Here is a 25,619-nt window from a genome sequence, read left to right on the forward strand (position 1 = left end):
CTCGGCTTTTTTTGTCTTTCGACTTGTGCTATACTAATAGTGACTAAAGAATAGAAATGAGCGCTTATGAAAACACCTTTTGTAACCTGTGAACAATTAGAAAGCCTGACCCAAGAATTCCCTACCCCTTTCCATCTCTATGATGAAGCAGGAATTCGTGAAACGGCTCGTGCTCTCCATCAAGCTTTTGCTTGGAATGAAGGATTTAAGGAATACTTTGCCATCAAGGCAACTCCTAACCCATCGATCCTAAAAATTTTGCAAGAAGAGGGCTGTGGTGTCGACACTGCCAGCTATGTCGAATTGTTAATGGCGGATAAACTGGGCTTTAGTGGAAAAGAGATCATGTTTTCTTCTAACAATACGCCAGCAGATGAATTTGTCTATGCTAGAGAATTAGGGGCAACGATCAATCTGGACGCCTATGAAGACATTGCTTTCTTGAAGTCTGTGACTAGCATTCCCAAGGTCATTTCTTGCCGCTATAATCCTGGTGGAGTTTTTGAACTGGGAACCGATATTATGGACAATCCTGAAGAAGCCAAGTTTGGAATGACCAAGGAGCAATTGATCCAAGCCTTTATCGAGTTGAAAGAACTAGGTGTGGAAGAGTTTGGCATTCACGCTTTATTAGCTTCTAATACTGTATCCAACGACTACTATCCAGAGCTAGCGCGTCAACTTTTTGAATTAGCAGTAGAAGTCGTCGAGAAAACAGGTGTCCACTTGGGCTTCATCAACCTCTCTGGTGGAGTTGGGGTCAATTACAAGCCAGAACAAGAACCAAATGATATTGCCATTATTGGGGAGGGCGTGCATCGCGTTTTTGATGCGATTCTTAAACCAGCAGGACTTGGTCATGTGAAAATCTATACCGAGCTTGGTCGCTTTATGCTGGCTTCACACGGCCTCTTGGTAACCAGAGTGACGCATAAAAAGAAAACCTACCGGACCTATGTGGGTGTCGATGCTTCAGCTGTGAATCTTCTTAGACCGGCTATGTACGGTGCTTATCACCATATTACCAATATGGATCGTTCAGATGAACCAACTGAAGTGGTCGATGTCGTGGGAAGTCTCTGTGAAAACAACGATAAATTTGCCAAACAACGAGAACTACCCGTGACGGAGATTGGAGATTTACTCGTGATCCATGACACTGGAGCCCATGGATTTTCAATGGGCTATCAGTACAATGCCAAGTTGCGTTCGGCAGAAGTTTTGCTTCAAGAAGATGGGCAGGCCCGTTTGATTCGTCGAGCAGAAAAACCAGAAGATTATCTTGCGACACTCTACGGCTTTGACATTGAAAAATAAGCGATTGTCTGATATAATGATAGTTATGTAAAAATAATGGATCGGAGAAAATTGTATGAATCTCTTTTTAGGAATTTTGTTGATTATTTTAGCTTTCTTTGGTGGGATGGTTGCAGGAATGTTCTTGCTTCGTCGTCAATTTGAAAAAGAATTTGCATCAAACCCACGTTTGAATATTGAAGCAGTCCGTACGCTTTTAGGTGCGAGTGGCCAACGTCCAAGCGAAGCAAAAGTTCAACAAGTCTATCGCCAAATTGTGAACCAACAAAAATCAGCAATGGCGAAAAACAAGAAAAAATAAGAGTGGGGCAATCTCACGATAATAAATGAGAGGGGCTTGGAGGAATTTCTTAGTCCCTCCTTTTGGAAGGAAGAGATATGGATAACCGACCGATTGGTTTTTTAGATTCTGGAGTAGGGGGCCTAACTGTTGTCCGCGAATTGCTCCGTCAGCTTCCTCACGAAGATGTCGTCTATATTGGAGATTCAGCGCGTGCACCTTATGGTCCTAGACCAGCAGACCAAATTCGCGAGTATACTTGGCAGATGGTGAACTTCCTTCTGACCAAAAATGTCAAGATGATTGTCTTAGCCTGTAATACAGCGACGGCAGTTGTTTGGGAAGAAGTCAAGGAGAAACTTGATATTCCTGTTTTAGGAGTGATTTTGCCCGGAGCTTCTGCAGCCATTAAATCGACGACCCATCAAAAAATTGGGGTCATTGGGACACCGATGACGGTTTCTTCTGGAATTTATAAAGAGAAGATTCAAAGTCTAGCACCAGACATGGAAGTCAGCAGTTTAGCTTGTCCCAAGTTTGTTCCTTTAGTGGAATCAAACGAGTTGGCATCCAGTGTGACCAAAAAGGTGGTTTACGAAACCCTAAAACCACTAGTTGGAAAGGTTGATACCTTAGTCTTGGGATGCACCCATTATCCCCTTTTAAAACCGATCATTCAAAATGTTATGGGACCGGATGTCAAATTGATTGATAGTGGGGCAGAGTGTGTTCGGGATATCTCCGTTTTATTAAACTATTTTGAGCTCAATAAGAGTCGCGAACTCATAGAGCAGACCCACCGCTTTTATACAACTGCAAATGCCAATAGCTTTGCAGCGATTGCCGAAAAATGGCTAGAACGTTCAGTGAATGTGGAGCATGTAAATTTATGAGTGACAAACTATTTGAATACAAAGATCCCCAAGATTGGTATATTGCCCAATGGGGAGAAGATGCAGACTACAACCAATTTAGTCAAGTGCCTGCGGAAGCTTCCACTCTGTTAGATCAGCTGGAACTTCTCTTTGCCAAGGATCCTGAAGGATTCCCTCTCAATCTATCGGTGATGCGCTATGGTTCAGCCTTTCGTTTTCTGACCTTTTTGACCGAAATCTTGAATGAAGTCAAGGGAAGAGCTTTTGAAATAGTACAGCGTCAAGGAGCCTTGCTCTTGGTTGAAAAAGGGAAATTGCTCTATTTGCATTTGCCAAGTGATGGGGTGGATGTGGAAGCCTTCTTGGGTCAAGACAAGGTCAAAGATACGATTCTTATTGCGACTCGAAATGAGGGAAAAACCAAAGAATTCCGTAATATGTTTGAAAAGCTGGGCTTTGAAGTGGAAAATCTCAATCAATACCCAGAGCTTCCAGAAGTCGAAGAGACAGGTCTGACCTTTGAAGAGAATGCCCGCCTAAAAGCTGAAACGATTGCAGAGCTAACTGGGAAAACAGTCTTAGCAGATGATTCAGGTTTGAAGGTAGATATCTTGGGAGGCTTACCAGGAGTTTGGTCAGCTCGCTTTGCGGGAGTTGGTGCGACAGATGCGGAAAACAATGCGAAATTGTTGCACGAATTGGCCATGGTTTTTGACTTGAAAGATCGTTCAGCTCAGTTCCATACGACCTTGGTGGTTGCAAGACCAGGCAAGGAAAGCCTAGTGGTGGAGGCAGATTGGCCAGGGTATATTAATTTTGAGCCCAAAGGGGAACACGGCTTTGGCTATGACCCTCTCTTCTTAGTTGGGGAAACGGGCCGTGCTGCTGCTGAATTAACGCTAGAAGAAAAAAATACACAATCACATCGTGCTTTAGCTGTTAAAAAGTTATTGGAGGTATTTCCATCATGGCAAAGCAAACAATCATCGTTATGAGTGACTCACATGGAGACCGCTCCATTGTTGAAGCTATTAAAGAAAAATACCTAGGCCAGGTCGATGGGATCTTTCACAATGGGGATTCTGAACTAAAAAGTGATGATCCTGTCTGGAAAGGGATCCACGTTGTCCAAGGAAATATGGATTTTTATGATGGCTATCCGGAACGCTTGGTGACCCAACTAGGGCCAACACGGATCATCCAGACCCACGGACATCTTTTCCAGATCAATTTTAGTTTTCAAAAATTGGATTTGTGGGCCCAAGAGGAGGAAGCAGATATCTGTCTATACGGCCACCTTCATATCCCAGATGCTTGGAAGGAAGGAAGAGCCCTCTTTGTGAATCCTGGATCCGTTAGCCAACCTCGTGGTCTGATTCGCGAGTGTTTGTATGCCAAGATAGAGATTACCGATTCGAACTTCAAGGTAGAGTATTATACGCGAGATCATGAATTGTACCCTGAATTGACAAAGGAGTTTAGCAGATGATAGCAAAGGAATTTGAACGTTTCTTGCTGGCGCAGGAAGAGACGTTCTTAACTCCTGCCAAAAATTTAGCGGTCTTGATTGATACCCACAATGTAGACCATGCGGTCTTGCTGTTGAGCCAGATTAGCTATAGTCGCATCCCGGTAGTGACGGATGAACGCAAGTTTGTGGGGACGATCTCCCTAACGGATATTCTATCTTATCAATTGAAACACGAGATTCCTGAGGAGACTTTTGCTTCGATGGATATCGTAGACGTTGCAAAGAAGGAGGTCGGGGTCATCGGCTTAGACTTCAATTTGACAGAAGTCCTTCACAAGTTGGTGGATGACTCCTTCTTATCAGTGGTGGATGAAGAAGGTTATTTCCAAGGGATTATTACTCGGAAATCTATCCTCAAAGCCATCAATTCGCTAATGCATAATTTTTCAAATGAATACGAGATGATTCCAAAATGAAAGAATTTATTGCAAGTTTTATTGATCAAAAAGAACTAAGTGAAAATTCTCAGTCAGCCTATTTCTATGATTTGGACCAATTTATTGAATCAATTCATGGAAAAGTGACACCGACGAATTTGAGAATTTACCAAGCTTCGATTAAAGATTTTAAACCGGCGGTTCAAAAACGAAAATTATCCGCTGTTAATCAATTTTTATATTATTTGTATCAAGAACGCTTTATTTCTGAATACCATCGTTTAGTCTTACCTAAAATTCAACCGGCCAAGACCCATGATCGTGAATTGTTGGATCTGACCCATTTTTGGGAAGAATCAACTAACCCACAGGGACGCTTGATGGCCTTATTGATTCTGGAGATGGGCTTATTGCCAAGTGAGATCCTCCAAGTCAAGGTCGAAGATATTCAGCTGGACTTTCATGTCATTCGAGTGGGCAAAGATGGCCAAAAACGGGTTTTAAAAGTTCCAGAGCCTTTACTGGATGAGTTGCAGCTCTTCCTCGATGGTGTCTATCTCTTTGATAATAAGGGAAAATCTTACTCCCGTCAGTGGGGATTCCGACAATTAGAAGCCTTCTTGATCGAAAAAGGCAACCAAGACCTTTCGGCGCAATCGATTCGTGAGCAGTATATTTTGAAACAACGTGAACTTGGTGTAGATCTCTTTAGTATTGCGCGTGAATTGGGCCTAAAAACCATGGTGACATTAGAAAAATATAAATAATGGATATTAAAATTAAAGATTTTGAAGGGCCTTTGGACCTCTTGCTCCACTTGGTCTCTAAATACCAGATGGATATCTATGAGGTCCCCTTGATTGAGGTGATCGAACAGTATCTGGCTTATTTGGCGACTCTCCAGGCTATGAAACTAGAGGTAGCAGGGGAATACATGCTGATGGCTAGTCAACTAACCCTGATCAAGAGTCGTAGACTTCTTCCTAAGGTCGCAGAGGAGATGGATGAAGCAGAGGATCTAGAGCAGGACCTCCTTTCTCAATTGGAAGAGTACCGTACTTACAAGCAATTAGGAGAGTTGATGGCCTCGCAGCACGAGGAGCGCGCCCTCTATTATTCGAAACCAAAGATGGAATTGGTCTATGACGATACCGAATTACTTCATGATCGCACCACGGTGGATCTCTTCTTGGCTTTCTCAAAACTATTGACGAAGAAAAAAGAAGAATTCCGCCAGAACCATACAACCATTGTAAAGGATGAATACAAGATTGAGGATCTGATGGACCAGCTGCGTCACCGATTCCACGATCGCTCACAAGTTCTCTTGCAGGACTTGTTTCTAGAAGCAGCGGATCTCCAAGAGGTCATTACCCTATTTCTTGCAACCCTTGAATTAATCAAGATTCAAGAGGTCACAGTGGTACAGGATACGGCTTTTGGAGAAATTTACTTAAATAGGATTGAACATGAGCAAATTAGCTGAAATTGAAGCACTCTTATTTGTAGCGGGTGAAGAAGGAATTACTGCCAGACAAATCGCAGATCTTCTCTCTTTACCCCCAACAGGTGTGGTGCAAAGTTTAGAAAAATTGGCCCAAAAATACCAGGAGGACTCAGATACCAGTCTGTGTTTGATGGAGACAGCTTCCCGTTATAAATTGGTGACAAAGGCAGACTACGCTTCGGTTTTACGAGACTATTCTAGAACGCCTATGAACCAAAGTTTGTCTCGGGCTGCCCTTGAAACCTTGTCAATCATTGCTTATAAGCAACCGATCACCCGCGTGGAGGTCGATGACATTCGAGGCGTCAATTCCAGTGGTGCTATTACCAAACTACTGTCATTTGATCTGATCCGTGAAGATGGAAAAAAAGAAGTCATCGGGCGTCCTAATTTGTATGTCACGACGGAGTATTTTTTGGATTATATGGGGATCAATCATTTGGAGGAATTGCCAAAGGTTGAGGAAGTGGACATCGATCCAGAGGAAGGTCAATTATTTTCAGAGAGAACAGAGGAACTAGATGAGAATTAACAAATATATTGCCCATGCAGGTGTGGCTAGTCGTCGCAAGGCCGAAGAACTGATCAAGCAAGGCTTGGTGACGGTCAATGGCCAAGTCGTGCGTGAATTAGCGACTATCATTAAAACCGGTGACCAGGTTGAAGTAGAAGGGACTCCAATCTATAACGAAGAAAAGGTCTATTATCTTTTAAATAAGCCACGTGGCGTCATCTCTAGTGTATCAGATGATAAAGGGCGGACAACAGTCGTTGACCTTTTATCTCAAGTACCAGAGCGCATCTACCCAGTGGGACGTTTGGACTGGGATACATCTGGTGTCTTGATTTTGACCAATGATGGCGATTTTACAGATGAGATGATTCACCCGCGAAATGAAATTGATAAAGTCTATGTGGCGCGTGTCAAAGGGATTGCCAATAAGGAAAACTTGCGTCCCTTGACGCGAGGGGTGACCATTGATGGAAAGAAAACCAAGCCAGCGACTTACGAGATCTTAAAAGTGGATGTCGAAAAGAACCGTTCAGTGGTTCAGTTGACCATTCATGAAGGGCGTAACCACCAGGTTAAAAAGATGTTTGAAGCGGTGGGACTTTTAGTGGATAAACTCTCCCGGACCCAGTTTGGGAATTTGGACGTCTCAGGACTTCGTCCGGGTGAATACCGTCGCTTGAACAAAAAAGAAATCAGCCAGTTGCACAATCTAGCAGTGACTAAATCTAAAAAAGCATGAAAACAATCCTAATTGCGCTGGTCAGAGGCTATCAAAAATGGATCTCTCCCCTATTTCCGCCTTCTTGTCGCTTTCAACCGACCTGTTCCAATTATATGATCCAAGCGATTGAACGTTTTGGTGTGAAAGGTGTCTTGATGGGGATTGCAAGGATTCTACGTTGCCATCCTGGAACCAAAGTAGGACCAGACCCCTTGCCAGACCATTTTAGTCTGAAGCGAAATGAAGAATCAAAATAGGACGATCGCAAATAAACAGAAACACCCTTAGAAATTATTTTTCTAAGGGTGTTGATTTTGTAAAAGAGTTGTCTATCAGCGTTTAGACCATGTTTTAGGGAGGAAGAGTAGAATCATTGGATAGATTTCAAGCCGTCCGGCAATCATGGCTAAGGAAAGTAACAGTTTTGAAATCGGACTAAAGATGGAGAAGGTTTGACCTGTTCCAATCATAGGTCCAATGTTGTTAAAACAACTAAAGACAGCGCTGACAACCGTCATGAAGTTATTATTGTCTAGACTGACTACAAAGAGTAGGCCGATCGTGATAAAACTGTATATTGTAAAGTACTTGAGGATCTGATGCTGTGTATCCTTATCCAATACCGTATCATTGACATGCAATGTCAGAACGCGATTCGGAGACAAGGTCGAAAGAACCTGATTTTTTGCGATTCGCCATAAGGTCAAGCACCGAATGACTTTTAGCCCCCCGGCGGTCGATCCAGCAGAACCACCTACAACCATCAGCATCAAGAGGATGAACTGAGAAAAGAGAGGCCATTTTTCCGTCGTTCCATAACCAAAACCGGTAGTGGTGATGATATTGGAAACTTGGAAGAAGGAAATCTCAAAACTCTTAGCGACATTGGCATAGAGATGAAGGACATTGTAAGCGATCAAGACACTGGACACGAGGACGATGGTGATATAGGTCCGCAATTCCTCATCTTTAAAGAAGGCCTTGAATTTTCGGATCATGAGGAAGTAGTAGAGGTTAAAGTTAACCCCGAAGACTAAAACCCCGATACTGACCAAATAGGTGATTAAACTACTATTGTAGTGGGCAATTCCGTCGTTAAAAACGGTAAAGCCCCCGGTTCCAGCCGTTCCCATGGCGATGACAAAACTATCATAAAGGGGCATACCAGCAAGGAAATAAAGAACCACAAAGAGGAAGAACAAGCCCAAGTACAAGAAGTAGAGGATTTGAGCTGTGTTTTTTAATTTGGAAACGACCTTCCCAAAAACTGGACCAGGAACTTCTGCCTTCATGACTTCAAGGTGGCTGTTCTTGTTATTGTCCATAATTGCAAGGGCGAAGACCAATACTCCCATCCCCCCAATCAAGTGGGTGAAACTGCGCCAAAAGAGGAGAGAATGGGTGAGGACACCCACATCATCTAATATCGTTGCCCCTGTTGTTGTAAAGCCAGAGCTGACTTCAAAGAAGGCATCGATAATGTTGGGAATTTGTCCCGAAAAGACAAAGGGAAGGGCGCCAAAGAAGGACCAGAGGATCCAACAGAGGGCTACAATCAGGACTCCTTCTTTAGCATAAATGTGAAAGTCCTTTGGTTTGTGAAAACTACCAAGTAGCCCCAGCCCAAGTAAGATGGCCATGGTTGCCCCAATAGAGACAAAGACCTTGGCAGGTTCCTGATAGATTGCAGCGACCACTATGGGAACGATCAGGAGACCTGCCTCGATTAAGAGGAGTTTGGATAAGAGGTAACGAATCATGCTTCTATTCATCAGGCTTACCTCTCAAGTAGATCGTAGATTTTAGTGACATTTTGAATCAAGGTGGTCACGATAATCCGATCTCCTACCATCAAACGGTCATCTCCATTAGGGAAAATCGCCTTACCATCTCGAATAATGGCAGCGATTAAGACGCCTTTTTTCAATTTCAATTCAGAGAGGGGATATTGGGTTAGTTTATTGTCTTCCTTAATTTGGAACTGCAAGGTTTCAATCCGACCGTTTGCGACATGGTGCAGGGCTTCTAGGTTTGAGAACTGTGCATTGTAACGTCCGCGAATAAAGTGCATAATAGTATCCACGGCGATGCGTTTTGGCGTTACGATACTGGTCATATCTTGATCGCCAATGATCTCCAACAGACTGGTTCGGTTGACCTTGGTAATGTTCTTTTTGACGCCGACAGAATCCAAGAACATGGAGGTGATGATGTTTTCTTCATCGACCCCTGTCAAAGTAGCCACAGCATCGAAGTTATTGGCACTCTCTTCTAAAAGAATGTCTTTGGCAGTTCCGTCTCCATGGACGACATAGAGATCAGGGAATTCCTGACTAAAGAATTCCGCCCGTTCACGATTGACTTCTAAAACCTTGAGATCGATCTTGCGACGTACATCTTGAAGAATATTGAGTAGGTAATAGGCAATTTTTCCAGCACCAATGATCATCATGCTCTTAATGACTTGAGGGCGAACATTATTGTGGAAGAGAACGACCTCGATCCGGTTACCTGTTACGAAAATCTTGTCTTGAGGTTGCAAGACAAAATCTCCGTTTGGAATGGTGAGTTCGTTGCCACGCTCGATTGCACAAACAATGACATTTCCGTATTTCTTCCGGAATTGGGATAGACTCATATTGCAGAGATTGCTATCTGGCTTGATTTTAAATTCCATCAAGGCAACTCGGCCATTGGCAAAATGCTCCACAGAAAGGGCATTTGGGAAGTCAATGATATTGGCAATATAGCGAGCTGTCAGCAATTCCGGATTGACAACTAGGGAGAAGCCCAAGATATTTTTTTCCTTGAAGTAGGAATTGGAATATTCCGGATTCCGCACCCGAACGATAGTCTCTTTGGCTCCCATTTTTTTAGCCAAAACAGCAGAGACCATATTCACTTCATCGTACTCGGTCATGGAAATGAAGATGTCGCAGTCTTCAACATCTGCTTGCTCCAAGATCTTGAAGTTTGCCCCATTTCCTAAAATTCCAATGATATCAAACCGTTTGGTAATATGGTTAAGAACGGATTCGTCTTTTTCGATCAAAATAACATCGTGGTTTTCAGCAACGAGAGAACGACAAAGGGCCGTTCCGACCTTTCCTCCACCAACAACAATAATTTTCATAGAATACCTCCAGAGTATGCTTCTATCATACTCTATTTTCAAGAAAAATTCATCTTTTTTAAGGATTTTTTGGTGGAATATTGAGAAGCTAAGAACAAGTAGGAAAAATCGTCAAAAGAGTAGAACGAGGAGGGATCGAAAACTTTGATAAAGTTTCTTAAAAAAATCTAAAAAAACTATTGACAGGAGCTTCAAAAGTGATATACTTAGAAAGTACCTTCGTTGATTTACCTCAAACCTGTTGTGAGTTAAGTTAATGAAGCTGTAACCACGCTGTTTGCTGAGCTTGACTCCGGGCAGTGTGGCTATTTTTTTATCAGAAAGAGATCGAGTATGAATATTGAAGAACTGGACTACCAAGAGTCAGCTGCTCAAAACCACATCGTCTTGTTCCAACCTCAGATTCCACAAAATACGGGAAATATTGCACGGACTTGTGCGGCGACCAATTCCCCCTTACATATCATTCGCCCCATGGCTTTTCCGATCGATGATCGCAAAATGAAGCGAGCAGGACTTGATTATTGGGACAAGCTGGATGTCCGCTTTTATGATAGCCTGGAAGAGTTTATGGAAGCGGCGCGCGACGGTCAGGTACACCTAGTGTCCAAGTTTGCAAATCAGACCTATTCGGATGTTTCTTATCAGGATGGGAAGTCCCATTATTTCTTGTTTGGACGCGAGGATAAAGGTTTGCCGGAAGATTTTATGCGCCAGCACGAGGAGAAGGCCATTCGCATTCCGATGAATGATGAGCATGTCCGTAGTTTAAATGTCTCCAATACTGTCTGCATGATTGTCTATGAGGCACTCCGCCAGCAAGGTTTTAAGGGGCTGGAGTTGAGCCATCGTTATGAGCATGATAAGCTCAAATAGCCGATGAAAACTAAAAAACCGAACGATGTAATCTATAAAGTTACAAAAACTTGCCTAGGCAAGTTTTTTTTGTTATCATAAAAGGGTCTTCAGGGCAGGGTGTAATTCCCGACCGGCGGTGACTTTTACGAGGAAATGTTCTTTTCCATAGTCTAAAAGAAGTCCGCGAGCGCAAGCTGATGTGGTGTGACTCCACAACCGACAGTATAGTCTGGATGGGAGAAGACGAGAGACGAATAGACTGACAGCTATTCTGATCTGTTTAGAGCTGATGCATGGGAATAGTACGTTGGAGTCTAAGACTGACTAACGGCATGTTTCGATGGAGACCAGCTAAAGTAACTAGAATAGTTTCTAGTTTAAGCTTTGTTTAAATAGTTTAGAGTAGAATGATGGAGTAGACGTCTTTCCAGCTTCTCTAATTTTGTAAAAATTGGAGGAACCTGTTATGACAAATACACGTAAACTGACCCTAGTGGCTGTTTTATCCGCTTTATCTTTTATTTTGATGTTCTATCAATTTTCTTTCTTGATAGATTTCTTCAAAATTGATTTGAGTATCATCGCCATTTTGTTGGCCTTGGTCCTGTTGGATTTTAAAAGTGCCGTTTGGGTAACCTTGATCCGATCTGTCCTTAAATTAGCCCTCAATAATAAGGGGCTTGAAACCTTGATCGGATTACCAATCAATATCATTGGAGTTCTTGTTTTTGTTCTTGCTTTTGCATGGATTTGGAACAAGGAACGGACCCATGGCCGATTTGTCCTGGCAACGATTGTTGGAACGATCAGCTTGAGTATCACGATGGTATTGGTAAACTATGTCTATGCAATCCCTTTGTATGCTCGTTTTATGAATTATGATATTTCGAAAACACTAGGGCTTGTCCACTATTTAGCCGCAATGGTTGCACCGTTTAACCTGATCGAAGGGGTGATTTGGGCCATCGCATTTGGGTTGATCTATACCTTATTGCAACCGATTTTAAAAAAATATGAAAAATAAACAACAACATTGGGCGAAGGCAAGCTTCGCCCTTCTCATTTTTGTCATTCTTGGGTATGTGATTCGCTTTTACCCGCAACAATTAACAGGCTTTGATAGCACGATTCAATCTGCTATTCGAGGCGATCTGCCTGCAGCACTGACGGCCTTCTTTACCAAGGTGACCCATGTCATGGGTACCAAGATCATTGTCATCTGGGTGGGTCTTTTGCTGGCGGTCTTTGTCTATAAGAAGTGGTACAGTGAAGCCCTCTTCCTTGGAAGCAATCTGGTATTGACTGGTCTTTTGGTTCTTCTTCTAAAGAATATCTACCAGAGACCGAGACCAAGTATTCTTCATCTAGTAGAGGAAAAAGGCTTTTCTTTCCCGAGTGGTCATTCACTGGCGTCTACCCTTGTTTTGGGAAGTTTGATCATCATCATCAGCCAACATGTAAAACATAAAACAGCCCGCTATTGCCTTCAAGGCTTGCTGGTTCTGGGAATTGTGACCATTGTGGTTTCCCGCGTTTATGTCGGGGTCCACTATCCATCAGACGTTCTTGGCAGTATGATTTTGGGTCTTGCTGTCTTACAGTTTGAGTATCCCTTGTATGATCGCTTGCGATTTCAATGGCGCTTTACAGGCAAGCAAAAATAACTAACAAATAGGAGTTGAACTCGCGTTTTGAGTTCGACTCTTTTTTTGCTATAATGAAGGGTATGAAATCCTACAATACCTTGAATGATTATTATCGAACCTTATTTGGAGAAAAGACCTTTAAAGTCCCTATTGATGCAGGCTTTGATTGTCCCAATCGAGACGGAACAGTCGCCCACGGTGGCTGTACTTTTTGTACGGTCTCGGGTTCAGGAGATGCCATTGTGGCCCCAGAAGCTCCGATTCGAGAACAGTTTTACAAAGAGATTGATTTTATGCATCGGAAATGGCCAGATGTGAAGAAGTACATGGTCTATTTTCAAAATTTCACCAATACCCACGATAAAGTGGAAGTCATTCGAGAGCGGTATGAACAGGCCATCAATGAACCAGGAGTGGTAGGAATCAACATTGGTACGCGTCCGGATTGTTTACCAGATGAGACCTTGGCCTACCTAGCAGAGCTGACAGAACGCATGCATGTGACGATTGAGTTGGGGCTTCAGACGACTTATGAAGCGACTTCTGAATTGATCAATCGAGCCCATAGTTATGATCTCTATGTTGAAACAGTCAAGCGTATTCGCCAACAGGTGCCCAAGGCAGAGATCGTCTCCCATTTGATCAATGGCCTTCCTGGGGAGACCCATGAGATGATGGTGGAAAATGTTCGCCGTTGTGTGACCGATAATGAAATTGATGGCATCAAGTTGCACCTCTTGCATTTGATGACCAATACACGGATGCAACGGGACTATCATGAAGGACGACTTCAACTCATGAGCCAGGAGGAATATGTCAAGGTCATCTGTGACCAGTTGGAGATCATCCCCAAACACATTGTCATCCACCGGATTACAGGGGACGCGCCACGGGATATGTTGATTGGCCCTATGTGGAGTCTCAACAAATGGGAAGTCCTAAATGCTATTGAAACTGAAATGCGTCGGCGTGGAAGTACCCAAGGATGTAAGCTAGAAGAAAAGGAGACTGCCAATGCTTCGACCACTTGAAATGGCCCATCAATTTTTAGCAGAAGTCATCACCAAAGAAGATGTGGTGGTGGATGCGACCATGGGAAATGGACATGATACGGCCTTTTTAGCTCAACTAGCAGGCCAGGTCTATGCCTTTGATATTCAGGAGCAGGCACTTGTAAATACTCAAGAAAGATTGGAGAAGTTGGGTCTTCAACATGTCCAGTTGATTTTGGATGGCCACCAGCATGTGGACCAATATGTGGAGACCCTCAAAGCAGCTATTTTTAATCTGGGTTATCTGCCATCTGCAGATAAATCGGTCATTACTCTTCCAGCTACCACGATTGAAGCGATGGAAAAAATCTGTGCTCGCCTAGAAAAAGGTGGGCGAATGGCTATTATGATCTATTATGGTCATGAGGGAGGAGACATCGAGCGTGATGCAGTGCTGGACTTTGTTAGTCATCTGCCTCAAAAAGACTATACAGCGACTATCTACCGGACACTGAATCAAGTGAATCAGCCACCCTTTTTGGTCATGATCGAAAAATTAGAAAGCTACCGTCATGGATAAAGAATATTTAAAGAATAAAATCGAAGGATTGAGACATCATTTTGTTGAATCAACCATCCACGAGCGTGCAATGGGTTTTTATGATGAAGCCCATATGACCAAAAAGATGCTCAAAATAAAAAAGAAATTGGTTTCGCTTGAGATGGAACGGTGCCAAAAGAAGATTGAGCACAAGGATGTAACCAAGACAGACCAAAAGATTGCGGAGTTAAAACAGCAATTTGAGACCTGCTGCCAAGAACGCTAAGGAGGGAGTGATATGGAACTACTCCTTTATGCAGTGATCTTTTCGATGATTTTGATCGTCTCAAATGCCACGAATAAACTTGTGCCGAGTCTTCCTCTACCCTTGATTCAAATTTTACTAGGGATTGGTTGGGCTCTCTTTGTCCCAGAAGAAAATTTTCATCTGGATACCGAGCTCTTTCTGGCCTTGGTCATTGGCCCTCTTTTATTTCGAGAGGCAGAAGAAGCAGATATTACTTCTGTCTTGAAACACTGGCGGGTCATCCTCTATTTGATTTTTCCAGTGATTTTTATCTCAACCATTAGTTTGGGCTGGGCAGCTCACTCCTTATGGCTGAGTCTTCCTTTAGCAGCCTGTATGGCAGTAGGGGCGGCCCTTGGTCCTACAGACTTAGTAGCCTTTGCTTCCCTGTCTGAGCGCTTTAGCTTTCCAAAGCGGGTTTCGAATATCTTAAAAGGCGAAGGATTACTAAATGATGCCTCAGGTCTAGTTGCCTTTCGAGTGGCCCTGGCAGCCCTTGCGACCGGAAGTTTCTCCCTTGGAGAGGCAGGGGTTTCCTTAGGAATCTCCATTATTGGAGGATTTGCAGTGGGGATTTTGACGGCATTTGTGAACCGGTGGCTGCAAACCTTGCTCTTGAGTGTTCGCGCTAGTGATATTGCCAGTGAATTGTTATTAGAACTGAGCCTCCCTCTGTTGACCTTCTTCCTAGCAGAAGAACTCCATGTCTCTGGTATCATTGCAGTGGTTGTGTCAGGGATCTTAAAAGCCAGTCGCTTTAAGCACATTACCCTCCTTGAAGCGCGGGTAGATACTGTGAGTCATACTGTCTGGAATACGGTCAACTTTATCTTAAATGGTTCGGTCTTTGTCATCTTAGGAATGGAATTGGAAATGATTGCCAAGCCCATCTTAAGTAGTCCCATTTACAATAATCTTCTTTTAGTTCTTTCTGTCTTTTTGTTGACAGCCTTGCTCTTTTTGATTCGTTTTGTCATGGTTTACCTCTTTTATTGGTTCCGAACGGTTCGACTAAAAAAATCGTTGAGAAATTATCTAAAAGATGCCTTGTTGTTGACCTTTTCGGGTGTGAAGGGAACGGTTTCGATTGCGACGATTCTTTTGATTCCAACCAAGATCGAAAAAGAATACCCTATCCTACTCTTTTTAGTGGCAGGAGTTACCCTTGTCAGCTTTATTGCTGGCTTAGTGGTACTTCCAAAATTATCAGAAGACAAGGAAGAAACCAATGACTACCTGATGCAGATCGCGATTTTAAATGATGTCGTCATGGAATTAGAAGCAGACCTAAAGAATAGCAAGCACAAAGGTCCCTTATATGCGGCGATTGATAACTACCATGGGCGCATAGAAAACTTAATTCTGGGCCAAGAAAACAGGCTCATTCAAAAGGACTGGGAACAGTTGAAGCTCTTGATTTTGAGTATTGAAAGTGACGGCTTGGAACAGGCTTATGAAGAAGGGAAGATTCGAGAGCGGGGCTACCGTGTCTACCAACACTATCTTCGCAATATGGAGCAACGTGTCAATCGCAATCTTTCGTCTCGCTTAACCTATTACCTCTTGGTGTCTTTCCGTCTTTTGCGTTTATTCGTCCATGAGATCTTAACTTTTGGGTCTGGCTTGCGAAACTGGTGGACCCGAGAAGACAGTAAGTTAGAGGCCATTGATTATGACCAGATTGCGGCCCTTTATTTGGCCAATACAGAAATCATTATCGAAAGTTTGGAAGATCTCAAGGGGATTTATCGGAGCAGTTTGATCTCTTTCCTACAAGAATCTCGTCTGAGAGAAACTGCTATTATTACCAGTGGGGCCTTTGTGGAGCGGGTTATTAATCGCGTGAAACCAAATAATATCGATGAAATGTTGAGAGGCTATTATTTGGAGCGTAAGATTATTTTTGAATATGAAGCGCAACACCTGATTACCGCCAAGCAAGCGCGCCGTATGCGTCAAAATGTCAATGAATTAGAAAGCTATTCCCTAAGAGAAAGTGCCAATACGCTTCCATACGATTTGATCGAGTATGCACGGAATCGTTGAGATAAGAGTAAAAGAGGCTGGGACAAAAGTCCTAGCCTCTCAATTATTTTTGGATTGTCGATCAAGACGCAGTGGTTGAGTGGACTCTACTACGCTGATTTCATCAGCTTTTACAGCCCTACTCAACTGTGCGGAGGTGGGACGACGAAATCGAATTCTGACGAATTACCGATTTCTGTCCCACTCTCTTTTTGCTTTATTCATTTTCTTTTCAGTGTGCGATTTCTGGTTTGACAAAGAGTCGCTCATCACCAAGATCAATAAGGGATACTGGTGCTTCATAAAATTGACTAAGGACATGGGGAGTTAGGATCTTTTCCTTTGGTCCTTGCTCGACCACTTGGCCATGTTTGAGTAAGAGGACATGGGTCATGTCTGTTGTAATTTCCTCGGCATGGTGGGTGACGTAGATCATGGTAGGCGCGTGATCCAGTTGTTTGATATGATGGATCTGACGGAGGAGTTTTTCTCTGGCAAAGAGATCCAATCCACTAGAAGCTTCGTCAAAAATGATCAGATCTGGCTGGTCCATGAGGCTTCGTGCAATGAGGACTGTCTGCTTTTCTCCCTGGGAGAGCTCCCGGTATTTGCGACCGATCAAAGAGCTAGCCCCAATTGAAGTCAGCATATCCCGTGCCCAGTTCAGTTCTTCCTCCCCGTATGCAGCATATAAAATACTGCTCTTGTATTGACCAGTTAGGACAATTTGCTCTGTCAAAAGATGTTCTGGCAGTCTTTCTGAAATAAAGGAGCTAACGATCCCAATACGCTTACGTAACTCAGGAATACCCCCTTCTCCAAAGCGGGTTCCAAGGACCGTTACCTGGCCAGAACTAGCCCAGTATTCAGACATGAGCAGTTTGAGGAGGGTCGATTTTCCTGCCCCATTGAGGCCTAAAATCGCCCAACATTCATTTTCTTTTACTTGCCAGTTAATCTCTTTTAAAAGGGCTTTTCCATTGCGGATCAAATTGACGTCTTGTAGTTCAATCAAATTATTCATAACTTCATCCTTTTGATTAAAATCTCCTTTATTCTATCATAAAATATGGTAGAATAGAAAACAGGAGGTAAGGAATGTTTCGAAATAGTAAATTGTTATTCTGGACATGTGAGATCTTATTATTGACGGTGATTTTCTATATTTGGAAATCAATGGGGACTTTAATTTCTCCATTTGTATCTGTTCTGAATACCATCCTCTTACCATTTTTAATTGCAGGTTTTTTATATTACATTACCAATCCGATTGTTGAATTGTTGGAAAAACATTTAAAAATCAAGCGTGTGTTTGGGATTTTGATCACCTTAGTACTCTTGTTTGGGATCATTGGCTTAGGAATCTTTTATCTGCTCCCTATCTTAATCAATCAGTTAACCAGCTTGATCAATTCAACTCAAGGACTTTACTGGGAAGTTCAAAGTTTGGTTCGAAAACTCTCAACCAATCCTTTGTTCCAGAATGTGAATATCCAGTCGACGATTCAACAGTTGAATCTCTCATATATGGATATCCTACAAAATCTCTTGAATAGTGTGACCAACAGTTTAGGAAGTGTGGTTAACACCATTGTCAATACGGTCTTTATCTTGATCATGACCCCTGTCTTCTTGGTTTATTTCTTGGTCGATGGGAAGAAGTTATTACCGATGTTGGAGCGGACCATTTTACGCAATGACAAACTCCACATTTCAAGCCTCTTGATTAGTTTGAATGAAACGGTCTCTCGCTATATTAGTGGGATTTCGATCGATGCCTTTATCATTGGAACCCTAGCCTACATTGGCTATAGTTTTATTGGATTAAAGTACGCTTTGGTCTTTGCCATTTTTTCTGGATTGGCCAATCTCATTCCATATGTAGGACCAACCATCGGGTTGATTCCGATGATCATCACCTATGCCTTCACAGATGTGGATATGATGATCAAAGCAGTCATTTACATGTTGATTATCCAGCAGATCGATGGGAATATTCTTTATCCGCGTATCGTTGGAGGCGTGATGAAGGTTCACCCGATTACCATTATGGTTCTCTTATTGCTCTCAAGTAATATCTACGGCATTATCGGGATGGTCGTTGCGATTCCAGTCTATTCGATTGGAAAAGAAATTGTAAAATTCTTGGTAAATCTTTATGATAACCACCGTGCTGCTAAGGAGCAGAAGAAAAAAGAAGAATTTGGTATCATTAATAAATCATAGACTCTAGCGCCTATATGGGCCTTGGAGTCTTTTTTGTACAGTTTTTTGAAAAAATGCTGGAAAAAAGTCAACAAGTGCTATGAAATGTGTTAAAATATAAGTGATTTTGAAAGAAAATATGAAAAGGTAGGAAAAGATGAGACTGCTCTTATCGAAAAAACAAAGACGCCAATTGCAATTATTGGAAATCTTGATTAAGGAAAAAAGATGGTTCCACTTAAAAGAGTTGGCCAAGCGTTTGGATTGTACAGAACGTTCGTTAAAAGAAGATTTGTCTAATCTTCGTAGTACATTTGATGACTTTTTAATTGAATCCTCTACCAATGGGATCAAGATCAGTTATGAGGATTCGGTTGGGCTTGAGGTGATTTACCATCACTTTTTTAAAGAATCACAAGCCTTCGCCTTGATTGAATACCTCTTCTTCCACAAGGATGTTTCCAATGAATATATTTGCAGAAAGTTTGATCTGAGTTACCAATCTTTCTATCGCTTGATTCGGACAATTAATCAGAAACTTCAAACTAAATACAATGTGAAAATTGATTTGAAACCCTTGAACCTTGTTGGGAATGAGATCGATGTTCGTTTCTTTTATGCCCAATATTTTGCAGAGCGTTATTACTATATGGAATGGCCTTTCCCAGAATTTAAGGAAGAGGCCGTGACCGATTTGATCACCTTCTTCTTCAAGCTCTATGGCTATCCATTGACCTTCTCTGTCATTAAGTCTTACAAAGTTCTCTTGACAGTGTACTTATCACGTATTAAGCAAGGCTATTTCATCAACATTCCAACGACCTTTGAAGCCTATAAAGATCAATATCAAGGGGTGACCAATGTTGAGGAGATGTTGCGCTACTTTAGCTTGCAGTTGGGTGTCGAGTTAAATGAAAAAGTGCTGGAGCAGTTCTTCATCATCTTTATTCAAGAAAATTTCTATTTCAGCCCAGAAAGCTTGATTGAGGCCGCAGAAACAGATCCTTATGCAAAAGAATCCACTAGACTCATTAAAGATATGTTCAAAGATCTATGCTATACCTATGATTTAGATATCGAAAATCTTGATGAGATGTTGATGCACGTTCATAATACAGCTCACTTAGGTCGGAAGGAATTGTTCTCGGAGTTCCTCTTATTTGATACCAAGACCAATACCAACGAAGATTTTATGAGCATCTTCCCAGCCTTCTATGATGATTTGAGAGACCATATCATCACTTATATGAAGACCATGAAGCATAATCTGAATGAAGAAATTATCAAGCACATGATCTACACGGTCTACACTCACTGGGAACGTCTCTTACCACAATTATTGCGCCGCCGGAAGTCCATTAAGGTCTTGATTATCAGTCGTTTTGATGACCACCATGCTAAATCCATGATCGATTTTCTAGATTTCTACTGTACGGATAACTTTGAATTTACTCAGATGATCAAGTATAATCTAACAGTAGAGGATATCGAAGCTTCAGATGCAGATGTCGTGGTGGCCAACTTTATGATGCCGGAATTAAAGAAAAAACCTTTTATCTGTACAAGTAGTCTCTCATCGCTAGAGCTGGTTGAAAAACTCAATGCCTTCTTTTATGATTTTACCAGTGCAGAGCACTAAAATCAGGACCTGGTCCTGATTTTTTGATGGTGAAAAAAGAAAATGACATAGAAGAATGCAGGCTCTCATATTTTGTGGTATAATATACAATATTATATACTGGAGGAAAGTATCCATGGAAGACCCTGGCAGTCAGGAAATTTTATTGGAATTTATTTTATTGATTGTTTTGACATTATTGAACGCCTTTTTCTCGGCAACCGAAATGTCAATGGTATCGTTGAATCGTTCTCGTGTAGTGCAAAAAGCAGAAGAAGGGGATAAAAAATACATTCGTCTTCTTAGCGTTTTGGAACAGCCCAACCATTTTTTATCCACTATTCAGGTGGGGATCACCTTGATTACCATCTTATCTGGGGCGAGTCTTGCAGATAGTCTTGGTCATGTCATTGCTGGATGGATGGGCAATACTAAAACGGCTGTTGCAGCTGGAAGCTTTTTATCTCTAGCGTTTTTGACTTATATTTCGATCGTATTTGGGGAACTCTATCCGAAACGAATCGCTATGAACCTGAAAGATGAGTTAGCTGTTCGAACGGCTCCGATTGTGATTCTATTAGGAAAAATTGTTAGCCCCTTTGTTTGGTTACTTTCAGCGTCGACCAACCTTTTGAGCCGTATCACGCCAATGGAATTCGATGATCCGGATGAAAAGATGACGCGGGATGAAATCGAGTATATGCTGACCAATAGTGAAGCAACACTAGATGCGGACGAGATTGAGATGCTCCAAGGGATCTTTTCATTAGATGAAATGGTAGCGCGTGAAGTCATGGTGCCACGGACGGATGCCTTCATGGTTGATATCAATGATGATACCAAAGAAATCATTGAAAGTATCCTTAAGCAAAACTTTTCACGGATTCCTGTCTATGATGATGACAAGGACAATGTCATCGGTCTCATCCATACCAAACGTCTCTTGAACGAAGGATTTATCAATGGCTTTGATAATATTGTCTTAAGAAAGATTTTACAAGAACCTTTGTTTGTTCCAGAGACTATTTTTGTGGATGATCTTTTGAAGGAATTGCGCAATACCCAAAATCAAATGGCTATTCTGCTTGATGAATATGGTGGGATGTCTGGTTTGGTTACTCTTGAAGACCTCTTGGAAGAAATCGTCGGTGAAATTGACGATGAGACTGACAAAGCAGAAATTGATGTCTTTGAAATTGCGGACAATACCTATGTCGTACAAGGAGCCATGTCACTAAATGACTTTAACGAATATTTTGATGTTGAGTTGCAAAGTGATGATGTGGATACTATTGCAGGGTATTATTTGACTGAAGTTGGGCGGATTCCATCCTTGAAAGAACGACTCAGCTGTGAAGTCGATAGTCAAAAGAAACACCTCATTTTGACAAATGACAAAGTAAAAAATGGTCGTGTGACCAAGGTGAAAGTTGAAATTTCTGAAATCGTCGAGGAAGATGAAGAAACAAAATCAAAAGAAGATTAAAAAATAGAGGCTTGGACGTGTTCCAGCCTCTGTTTTTTTCTTGTCAGGAACAGTTGAATTTTCAAAAAATTTCAAAAATTTCTGAAATAGTCTTGACAGCCAAAAAAAATTAAGGTAAGATAATACCCATAAATAAAGAAAGCAGAAAATAAACATGAAGCAACAAGCCATTTCAACTCAAAAATTTTACTTTAGCTACTTTAGATAGTGTTTGTAGACATGATCTCATGGATGCAAACAACCCAAGCAATTCGTTTGTATCTATGTGGCTAAGATTTTTGATGATGGTCCATAGAGCTAGTATCTAAATGGACCGAGGTTTTGTAACTTGTTGGAGAATTTCAAGCATCCGTTTAGAGTATCATCTAAGCGGATTTTTTGTTTATTTTGCAGAAAAGGAGTCAATAAATGAAAGTAGTGAAAAAATTGCTAGCACCTGTCCTGGTTGTAGGACTTCTGTTAACATCATTGGTGACCTTACACAATCTAAAGGATACTAAAAAAGACAATGTCTTTCGAATTGGGATTTCCCAGTACATCACCCATAAGTCGCTCGATGCGACACGAAAAGGCTTTATCGAGGAGTTGAAAAAAGAGGGATATGTGGATGGGAAAAATATCCAGATTGATTTCCAAAATGCTCAAGGAGAGCAACGAAATCTGAAAAACATTTCCAAACAATTGGCGGAGAAAAGTGATCTAGTTTTTGCGATTGCAACCCCTTCTGCACAAAGTTTGGCTAATACCACTAAATCAACACCTATTGTTTTCTCAGCTGTCACAGATCCTTTGGCAGCGAAATTGGTGAAAAACCTGAAAGAACCAGGTGGCAATATCACAGGGACAAGTGACCAGTCAGAAGATGCGATCGCTACACAGGTAGACATGATTAAGCAAGTGCTTCCAACGGCGAAAATAGTTGGGATTCTCTATACGCAAAGTGAGCCTAACTCCGTCGTCCAAAAAGACAATGCGAAGAAGATCTTAGAAGCTAAAGGCTATCAAGTGGTTGAAAAAACAATTCTTGATAGTAACAATGTGAAAGCTGCAGCAGATAGTATCATGTCAGAGGCAGATATCGTCTTTGTTCCGACGGACAATATTATCTCTTCTACAATGGACACTGTCAAACAGGTTTCTATCAGCCATAAGGTGCCAGTTTTTGGAGGTTCTGCTGAAATGGTGGCTACTGGTGGCTTGTACAACTTTGGTACTGATTATGAGGAATTGGGAAGACAAGCTGCTCGGATGGCCATTCGCATCATGAAGGGTGAGAAAACCGGCAAAGTCGCAGTTGAAACACCTGAAAAATTAGAATTGCACACCAATAAAGAGATGGCTAAAGAGCTTGGAATTGATATTAGCTCGTTGAAGGTAGAAAAATAGGAGGTTTGAGATGAATTTTGTTTTATCAAGTTTATCAGAAGGTTTATTGTGGTCGATCATGGCGATCGGTGTTTACTTAACATTTCGAATTTTAGATATTGCTGATATGACGGCAGAAGGAGCCTTTCCACTTGGGGCAGCAGTTGTAGCATCCCAAATTCAAGCCGGAAGAAATCCTTGGCTTGCAACCTTTTTAGGCTTCCTAGCCGGAATGATCGCAGGATTGGTCTCTGGAATTCTCCATACAAAAATGAAAATTCCAGCCCTCTTGACAGGGATTGTCACTTTGACCGGTCTCTACTCTATCAATATCAAAATCATGGGAGGGGTTCCTAACCTTTCTATCGGAGATTCTAGTACCATTTTCAAGAGTGTGATGAAATTAGGTCTTTCTAATGAAGAAGCTGTCTTTTTGATTAGCATTTCTTGCTTGATCATCGTCTGTATCTTGTTAACTCTCTTAATGAAGACGCAACTTGGCTTGGTTTTGCGCTCGACTGGTGATAACATTCCAATGAGTGAGGCCAATGGGGTCAATGTAGATAACATGAAGATGTTGGGCTACATGATTTCGAATGGTTTGATTGCCCTTTGTGGAGCCATGTTTGCACAAAATGATGGTTTCTCAGATGTGACTTCTGGTACAGGGACGATCGTAGTCGGCTTGAGTGCTGTGATTATCGCAGAAGTTTTGATCCACGAATTGACCATTGGTTGGCGTTTGCTTTCCATCGGGGTTGGAGCTATTGTGTACCGTTTGATTATCTTAAATATTTATGAGATCCCAAATCTCGATCAAAATATGGTTCGTCTCTTCAATGCGATCTTGCTCGCGATTGTCTTGTTCGCTCCTGAGGCGCAAAAACGTCTTCGTGTTCGCGGATTGAAGTTAGGAAATAAGTAGGAGAAAAGTATGGCAACATTATTATCAATTGAAGGCATTCATAAGACATTTGAAGCAGGAACGGTTAATGAAAACCATGTCTTAAAAGGCTTGGATCTCCAAGTAGAAGAAGGGGACTTCATTTCGGTCATCGGTGGAAATGGAGCTGGAAAATCAACTTTGATGAACATCTTGGCAGGAAATTTGGTTGTAGATGAAGGGGATATCTTGCTAGAAGGTAACTCTATCAAAAATACGAGTGTTCGTAAGCGTGCGAAAGATATTGCGCGTGTCTTCCAAGATCCTAAAATGGGGACAGCTTCCCGTTTGACCATTGAAGAAAATATGGCCATTGCCCAACGTCGGGGGAAATCTCGTGGTTTGAGCTGGGGAGTTCGAGAGAAAGATCGCGAATTATTCCGTGAAGCCTTGAAGGAACTGAATATCGGTTTAGAGAACCGTCTCAAAGTCGATACTCAATATCTATCTGGTGGGCAACGTCAAGCTTTGACTTTGGTCATGGCAGCCTTGGTTAAACCCAAACTCTTGCTTCTGGATGAACATACCGCAGCGCTTGATCCCAAGACCAGTGAAATGGTCATGGAATTGACACAAAAGATCGTGGAAAGCCATGATTTGACAACCTTGATGATTACGCATGATATGAACCATGCTATCGAATACGGCAACCGCTTGATCATGCTCTACCAAGGCAAGATCGTTGTCGACGTCAAAGGAGAAGAAAAGAAAAACCTAACGGTTGAAGATTTGATGCGCCTCTTCCAACAAAACAGTGGTGAAACTTTGGTGAGTGATGAATTGGTCTTAGGATAAAATAAAAGGATGGGAACTCCATCCTTTCAAATGATGACAAAGTCATCTTAGAAACTTTTCTTAGGTGAGTACGGACGTCAGCGAACTTCGAAGAAGTTCCATGACTTAGTTTTGAGCCTAAGGTCTCAAAACTCCCGTGTGCCTGAAATAATTGTACTTCAGGCACATTTCTCACGGCGAAAAGTTTCTATTGAAATGAACCTAATAGTATATATTTTTGATTTTTCAACATCACTTAGGTTGTTTTATGTAAATGCAATTTGTCCATATTCTAAAAAATTGATTCAGAAGGTTTTTCTGAACCGATTTTTTTTATTTCCTCCGCTCTGCATAGTCGACAAAATGAAACTTGTCTAATTTGCGACGGCTTTCGGTGAACTGGAATTGCCGACCGTCTGCTAGGTGAACTTGGGAACGGACCGTTACCACGTGTTGGTCTTTTCCAAGATCCAGTAAGATCTTATCGCGATTATCGATTGGTGAAATCAAGATTTCTTTCTTATTGGGTTGAAGTGTTTTTTTGAAAAATATTTTTGAAAGCGCTTGAAAATGTAAAATCATTCCCTTATAATAAAAGAGGAAA

27 protein-coding genes, 1 pseudogene and 1 riboswitch are annotated in these 25,619 nt (G+C 41.8%); of the genes and pseudogenes, 24 read left to right on the plus strand and 4 right to left on the minus strand.

All coding sequences use genetic code 11. The features are described from left to right. The first annotated feature begins 66 nt into the window (after positions 1–66). The 11 genes from M1G14_RS07755 to yidD all read left to right on the plus strand — a co-directional run bounded on the left by M1G14_RS07755 (position 67) and on the right by yidD (position 7,379). A complete protein-coding gene (locus tag M1G14_RS07755) occupies positions 67–1,317 on the plus strand; it encodes a diaminopimelate decarboxylase (RefSeq protein WP_070466409.1) in 1,251 nt (416 codons plus the stop codon). A gap of 55 nt (positions 1,318–1,372) precedes the next feature. Beyond that, on the plus strand, positions 1,373–1,618 hold the full coding sequence (locus M1G14_RS07760) for a YneF family protein (RefSeq protein WP_031575486.1): 246 nt from the start codon (positions 1,373–1,375) through the stop codon (positions 1,616–1,618). A 77-nt stretch (positions 1,619–1,695) separates the two neighbouring features. Next, on the plus strand, positions 1,696–2,490 hold the full coding sequence (racE, locus tag M1G14_RS07765) for a glutamate racemase (protein WP_247926482.1): 795 nt from the start codon (positions 1,696–1,698) through the stop codon (positions 2,488–2,490). Beyond that, the gene (locus M1G14_RS07770; protein ID WP_061590846.1) at positions 2,487–3,467 is read left to right on the plus strand and encodes a nucleoside-triphosphate diphosphatase; all 981 of its coding nucleotides are present in this window, start codon (positions 2,487–2,489) and stop codon (positions 3,465–3,467) included. Before racE ends, M1G14_RS07770 begins: the two co-directional genes overlap by 4 nt. Further along, positions 3,440–3,961, plus strand: a complete 522-nt coding sequence (locus M1G14_RS07775) for a metallophosphoesterase (protein ID WP_247926483.1) — start codon at positions 3,440–3,442, stop codon at positions 3,959–3,961. Before M1G14_RS07770 ends, M1G14_RS07775 begins: the two co-directional genes overlap by 28 nt. Next, complete coding sequence (gene cbpB / locus M1G14_RS07780; protein ID WP_003008353.1) at positions 3,958–4,419, plus strand: cyclic-di-AMP-binding protein CbpB; 462 nt, start codon at positions 3,958–3,960, stop codon at positions 4,417–4,419. The genes M1G14_RS07775 and cbpB overlap by 4 nt, the downstream gene beginning before the upstream one ends. Next, positions 4,416–5,147 (plus strand): site-specific tyrosine recombinase XerD, encoded by a 732-nt coding sequence (xerD, locus tag M1G14_RS07785; RefSeq protein ID WP_003005319.1) that lies wholly within the window; start codon positions 4,416–4,418, stop codon positions 5,145–5,147. The genes cbpB and xerD overlap by 4 nt, the downstream gene beginning before the upstream one ends. After that, entirely contained in the window at positions 5,147–5,866 is a 720-nt protein-coding gene (locus M1G14_RS07790; protein ID WP_049472072.1) for a segregation/condensation protein A, read from the plus strand. Before xerD ends, M1G14_RS07790 begins: the two co-directional genes overlap by 1 nt. Continuing rightward, positions 5,850–6,419, plus strand: a complete 570-nt coding sequence (gene scpB / locus M1G14_RS07795) for an SMC-Scp complex subunit ScpB (protein WP_023918890.1) — start codon at positions 5,850–5,852, stop codon at positions 6,417–6,419. Before M1G14_RS07790 ends, scpB begins: the two co-directional genes overlap by 17 nt. Further along, the gene (locus M1G14_RS07800) at positions 6,409–7,140 is read left to right on the plus strand and encodes a pseudouridine synthase (protein ID WP_003005375.1); all 732 of its coding nucleotides are present in this window, start codon (positions 6,409–6,411) and stop codon (positions 7,138–7,140) included. The genes scpB and M1G14_RS07800 overlap by 11 nt, the downstream gene beginning before the upstream one ends. Then, positions 7,137–7,379 (plus strand): membrane protein insertion efficiency factor YidD, encoded by a 243-nt coding sequence (yidD, locus tag M1G14_RS07805; RefSeq protein WP_023918885.1) that lies wholly within the window; start codon positions 7,137–7,139, stop codon positions 7,377–7,379. The genes M1G14_RS07800 and yidD overlap by 4 nt, the downstream gene beginning before the upstream one ends. Before the next feature lie 75 nt (positions 7,380–7,454). Here yidD and M1G14_RS07810 read toward each other — a convergent pair whose 3' ends face one another. Next, entirely contained in the window at positions 7,455–8,894 is a 1,440-nt protein-coding gene (locus M1G14_RS07810; RefSeq protein WP_247926484.1) for a TrkH family potassium uptake protein, read from the minus strand. 5 nt (positions 8,895–8,899) lie between these two features. Next, on the minus strand, positions 8,900–10,255 hold the full coding sequence (trkA, locus tag M1G14_RS07815) for a Trk system potassium transporter TrkA (protein ID WP_049497801.1): 1,356 nt from the start codon (positions 10,253–10,255) through the stop codon (positions 8,900–8,902). A 333-nt stretch (positions 10,256–10,588) separates the two neighbouring features. Between trkA and trmL the strand changes: the two genes are divergently transcribed. From trmL to M1G14_RS07850, 7 genes are all read left to right on the plus strand, one after another. After that, positions 10,589–11,131 (plus strand): tRNA (uridine(34)/cytosine(34)/5-carboxymethylaminomethyluridine(34)-2'-O)-methyltransferase TrmL, encoded by a 543-nt coding sequence (trmL, locus tag M1G14_RS07820; protein ID WP_003008338.1) that lies wholly within the window; start codon positions 10,589–10,591, stop codon positions 11,129–11,131. Between the two features lie 81 nt (positions 11,132–11,212). Continuing rightward, a riboswitch (FMN riboswitch) is annotated at positions 11,213–11,362 on the plus strand. A 217-nt stretch (positions 11,363–11,579) separates the two neighbouring features. Next, a complete protein-coding gene (locus M1G14_RS07825) occupies positions 11,580–12,137 on the plus strand; it encodes an ECF transporter S component (RefSeq protein ID WP_003005658.1) in 558 nt (185 codons plus the stop codon). Beyond that, the gene (locus M1G14_RS07830) at positions 12,127–12,777 is read left to right on the plus strand and encodes a phosphatase PAP2 family protein (RefSeq protein ID WP_049474015.1); all 651 of its coding nucleotides are present in this window, start codon (positions 12,127–12,129) and stop codon (positions 12,775–12,777) included. The genes M1G14_RS07825 and M1G14_RS07830 overlap by 11 nt, the downstream gene beginning before the upstream one ends. 53 nt (positions 12,778–12,830) lie before the next feature. Next, positions 12,831–13,790, plus strand: a complete 960-nt coding sequence (mnmL, locus tag M1G14_RS07835) for a tRNA modification radical SAM protein MnmL/YtqA (RefSeq protein WP_152903638.1) — start codon at positions 12,831–12,833, stop codon at positions 13,788–13,790. Then, positions 13,774–14,331: a tRNA 5-(aminomethyl)-2-thiouridylate-methyltransferase MnmM gene (gene mnmM / locus M1G14_RS07840; protein ID WP_049474013.1), complete on the plus strand. Its 558-nt coding sequence runs from the start codon at positions 13,774–13,776 to the stop codon at positions 14,329–14,331. Before mnmL ends, mnmM begins: the two co-directional genes overlap by 17 nt. Next, the gene (locus tag M1G14_RS07845) at positions 14,324–14,578 is read left to right on the plus strand and encodes a hypothetical protein (protein ID WP_049474012.1); all 255 of its coding nucleotides are present in this window, start codon (positions 14,324–14,326) and stop codon (positions 14,576–14,578) included. Before mnmM ends, M1G14_RS07845 begins: the two co-directional genes overlap by 8 nt. Before the next feature lie 12 nt (positions 14,579–14,590). Beyond that, entirely contained in the window at positions 14,591–16,645 is a 2,055-nt protein-coding gene (locus M1G14_RS07850; protein ID WP_049474011.1) for a cation:proton antiporter, read from the plus strand. A gap of 211 nt (positions 16,646–16,856) precedes the next feature. On the opposite strand, the gene M1G14_RS07855 is transcribed toward M1G14_RS07850, so the two are convergent. Next, complete coding sequence (locus M1G14_RS07855; protein ID WP_024054785.1) at positions 16,857–17,648, minus strand: ABC transporter ATP-binding protein; 792 nt, start codon at positions 17,646–17,648, stop codon at positions 16,857–16,859. Positions 17,649–17,722: 74 nt separating this feature from the next. Between M1G14_RS07855 and M1G14_RS07860 the strand changes: the two genes are divergently transcribed. The 6 genes from M1G14_RS07860 (at position 17,723) to M1G14_RS07885 (ending at position 25,036) form a co-directional block, all read left to right on the plus strand. Beyond that, positions 17,723–18,850 (plus strand): AI-2E family transporter, encoded by a 1,128-nt coding sequence (locus tag M1G14_RS07860; protein WP_049474010.1) that lies wholly within the window; start codon positions 17,723–17,725, stop codon positions 18,848–18,850. A 136-nt stretch (positions 18,851–18,986) separates the two neighbouring features. Further along, complete coding sequence (locus M1G14_RS07865) at positions 18,987–20,468, plus strand: AcpB/EbpR/MafR family transcriptional regulator (protein ID WP_049522841.1); 1,482 nt, start codon at positions 18,987–18,989, stop codon at positions 20,466–20,468. Positions 20,469–20,583: 115 nt separating this feature from the next. Beyond that, on the plus strand, positions 20,584–21,933 hold the full coding sequence (locus M1G14_RS07870) for a hemolysin family protein (protein WP_049522840.1): 1,350 nt from the start codon (positions 20,584–20,586) through the stop codon (positions 21,931–21,933). A 408-nt stretch (positions 21,934–22,341) separates the two neighbouring features. Then, positions 22,342–23,319, plus strand: a complete 978-nt coding sequence (locus M1G14_RS07875) for an ABC transporter substrate-binding protein (protein WP_049522839.1) — start codon at positions 22,342–22,344, stop codon at positions 23,317–23,319. A gap of 10 nt (positions 23,320–23,329) precedes the next feature. Beyond that, positions 23,330–24,223 (plus strand): ABC transporter permease, encoded by an 894-nt coding sequence (locus tag M1G14_RS07880; protein WP_013903975.1) that lies wholly within the window; start codon positions 23,330–23,332, stop codon positions 24,221–24,223. Positions 24,224–24,232: 9 nt separating this feature from the next. Beyond that, positions 24,233–25,036, plus strand: a complete 804-nt coding sequence (locus M1G14_RS07885) for an ABC transporter ATP-binding protein (RefSeq protein ID WP_003005034.1) — start codon at positions 24,233–24,235, stop codon at positions 25,034–25,036. A gap of 312 nt (positions 25,037–25,348) precedes the next feature. Here the strand turns inward: M1G14_RS07885 and M1G14_RS07890 are convergent. Further along, positions 25,349–25,540: pseudogene (locus M1G14_RS07890) on the minus strand (UTRA domain-containing protein); the annotation flags it as partial. Positions 25,541–25,619 lie beyond the last annotated feature (79 nt).

It is taken from the genome of Streptococcus parasanguinis (assembly GCF_023109675.1).
Classification (GTDB): domain Bacteria; phylum Bacillota; class Bacilli; order Lactobacillales; family Streptococcaceae; genus Streptococcus; species Streptococcus parasanguinis_I.

Coding starts and splice junctions, on each gene's coding strand:
- M1G14_RS07755 (WP_070466409.1), top strand. CDS start 67: ATGAAAACACCTTTTGTAACCTGTGAACAATTAGAAAGCCTGACCCAA.
- M1G14_RS07760 (WP_031575486.1), top strand. CDS start 1,373: ATGAATCTCTTTTTAGGAATTTTGTTGATTATTTTAGCTTTCTTTGGT.
- racE (WP_247926482.1), top strand. CDS start 1,696: ATGGATAACCGACCGATTGGTTTTTTAGATTCTGGAGTAGGGGGCCTA.
- M1G14_RS07770 (WP_061590846.1), top strand. CDS start 2,487: ATGAGTGACAAACTATTTGAATACAAAGATCCCCAAGATTGGTATATT.
- M1G14_RS07775 (WP_247926483.1), top strand. CDS start 3,440: ATGGCAAAGCAAACAATCATCGTTATGAGTGACTCACATGGAGACCGC.
- cbpB (WP_003008353.1), top strand. CDS start 3,958: ATGATAGCAAAGGAATTTGAACGTTTCTTGCTGGCGCAGGAAGAGACG.
- xerD (WP_003005319.1), top strand. CDS start 4,416: ATGAAAGAATTTATTGCAAGTTTTATTGATCAAAAAGAACTAAGTGAA.
- M1G14_RS07790 (WP_049472072.1), top strand. CDS start 5,147: ATGGATATTAAAATTAAAGATTTTGAAGGGCCTTTGGACCTCTTGCTC.
- scpB (WP_023918890.1), top strand. CDS start 5,850: ATGAGCAAATTAGCTGAAATTGAAGCACTCTTATTTGTAGCGGGTGAA.
- M1G14_RS07800 (WP_003005375.1), top strand. CDS start 6,409: ATGAGAATTAACAAATATATTGCCCATGCAGGTGTGGCTAGTCGTCGC.
- yidD (WP_023918885.1), top strand. CDS start 7,137: ATGAAAACAATCCTAATTGCGCTGGTCAGAGGCTATCAAAAATGGATC.
- M1G14_RS07810 (WP_247926484.1), bottom strand. CDS start 8,894: ATGAATAGAAGCATGATTCGTTACCTCTTATCCAAACTCCTCTTAATC.
- trkA (WP_049497801.1), bottom strand. CDS start 10,255: ATGAAAATTATTGTTGTTGGTGGAGGAAAGGTCGGAACGGCCCTTTGT.
- trmL (WP_003008338.1), top strand. CDS start 10,589: ATGAATATTGAAGAACTGGACTACCAAGAGTCAGCTGCTCAAAACCAC.
- M1G14_RS07825 (WP_003005658.1), top strand. CDS start 11,580: ATGACAAATACACGTAAACTGACCCTAGTGGCTGTTTTATCCGCTTTA.
- M1G14_RS07830 (WP_049474015.1), top strand. CDS start 12,127: ATGAAAAATAAACAACAACATTGGGCGAAGGCAAGCTTCGCCCTTCTC.
- mnmL (WP_152903638.1), top strand. CDS start 12,831: ATGAAGGGTATGAAATCCTACAATACCTTGAATGATTATTATCGAACC.
- mnmM (WP_049474013.1), top strand. CDS start 13,774: ATGCTTCGACCACTTGAAATGGCCCATCAATTTTTAGCAGAAGTCATC.
- M1G14_RS07845 (WP_049474012.1), top strand. CDS start 14,324: ATGGATAAAGAATATTTAAAGAATAAAATCGAAGGATTGAGACATCAT.
- M1G14_RS07850 (WP_049474011.1), top strand. CDS start 14,591: ATGGAACTACTCCTTTATGCAGTGATCTTTTCGATGATTTTGATCGTC.
- M1G14_RS07855 (WP_024054785.1), bottom strand. CDS start 17,648: ATGAATAATTTGATTGAACTACAAGACGTCAATTTGATCCGCAATGGA.
- M1G14_RS07860 (WP_049474010.1), top strand. CDS start 17,723: ATGTTTCGAAATAGTAAATTGTTATTCTGGACATGTGAGATCTTATTA.
- M1G14_RS07865 (WP_049522841.1), top strand. CDS start 18,987: ATGAGACTGCTCTTATCGAAAAAACAAAGACGCCAATTGCAATTATTG.
- M1G14_RS07870 (WP_049522840.1), top strand. CDS start 20,584: ATGGAAGACCCTGGCAGTCAGGAAATTTTATTGGAATTTATTTTATTG.
- M1G14_RS07875 (WP_049522839.1), top strand. CDS start 22,342: ATGAAAGTAGTGAAAAAATTGCTAGCACCTGTCCTGGTTGTAGGACTT.
- M1G14_RS07880 (WP_013903975.1), top strand. CDS start 23,330: ATGAATTTTGTTTTATCAAGTTTATCAGAAGGTTTATTGTGGTCGATC.
- M1G14_RS07885 (WP_003005034.1), top strand. CDS start 24,233: ATGGCAACATTATTATCAATTGAAGGCATTCATAAGACATTTGAAGCA.